Origin of the sequence: Chelativorans intermedius, from assembly GCF_025398255.1 — a bacterium.
Taxonomy (GTDB): Bacteria; Pseudomonadota; Alphaproteobacteria; order Rhizobiales; family Rhizobiaceae; genus Chelativorans; species Chelativorans intermedius.
Map to the genome: position 1 here is coordinate 1 of NZ_JAODNW010000091.1, position 1,127 is coordinate 1,127.

Here is a 1,127-nt window from a genome sequence, read left to right on the forward strand (position 1 = left end):
GGCAAGCCGAAGAAGTCCGATCACTCCGCCATGTATCTCGATCGCGACGGCAAGGTGCAGACCGTTCACTTCCGGATGCCGGAGCCGAAAGCGGCCAAGGGCAACGGGTCTTTGGGCGAGGATGCCGTCGTGATGCCCAAGACGCGGCCCGACGTCACCCGCAAGGGCATCGAGATGATCGGCGACTTCCGCACCGACGCCCTTCATGAGGCGCTCGGCCGCGCCCCGATCGAGGACGACACGCTAATGGCCTTGCTGGTCCTCGCCTTCGCCGGCCAGAATGTCAGGGTGGACTCCGCCAATGGAGGTGGAGACGATTATTACTATGGCAATCGACGGATCGCGCGTCACGCGGCGGCGCTCTTCGACGCCGAGGGCAAGCTCTCCTTCGACATGGAGACCCTGCGCGTCGCGGTCCGCTCCATGCTGATCGAGGTGCTCTCCTGCCAGGAGAACCGGACCAATAGTGGCATCGTTGCTCGCGCTGCGGGCGATGTGATCGGCGCCGACGGCTTTCTGCCAAACATGGGCACGGAAGAATTCCTGTCCTGCCTGTCGCGCTCCGCCCTCGAAGCATCGTGCGAAGGCACGTCCGTCCTGCCCCGGGCCCGGGTCAAGGATACGCGGGCGGCGCTGGTCGAGGCGTTCAACGAGCAGACTTTCGTTCATCCCTCGGCGTTCTTCGCACCCGACCGCGACGCGCTTGGCGCATGGCTGGCCTCCAACACGGTCACCGAGGAGAACGAGGAGCCGGACGGCACGAATGCCGAACCCGTCGACCGGGACGACGACAGCGAAGGGTTCCGCGAGGCCGCCGAATAGCCCGTCCTTCTCTTTCGAATGTCCTTCCGCCGCCGGTCCATCCCGGCGGCGCTTTCGTTTCAGCATCCAGAACAGGAGGACGTCATGTCCGCGCAACAAATCTTTGACCACGTGCCGCTGGGCGCGATCATCCGCTATTCCGACGGCACCCCGCGGCCCCCCGAGCGCCATCGGCGCAAGCTGCGGGCCTGGGAAAGTCACAACAACACCGGCCGGCTCGTCAGGAAACAGACCGGCACACGCGTCGGCGAAACCACAATACCGGCCGCGATCACGCTTCACGAGGGGGATTTCGGCAGCAAGGC

At 65.2% G+C, this 1,127-nt stretch carries 2 pseudogenes; both read left to right on the top strand.

Going from position 1 to position 1,127, the window contains the following annotated elements:
- Positions 1 to 822 (top strand): annotated as a pseudogene (locus NYR58_RS20435) (plasmid partitioning protein); the annotation flags it as partial.
- Between the two features lie 84 nt (positions 823 to 906).
- Positions 907 to 1,127, top strand: a pseudogene (locus NYR58_RS20440) (hypothetical protein); the annotation flags it as partial.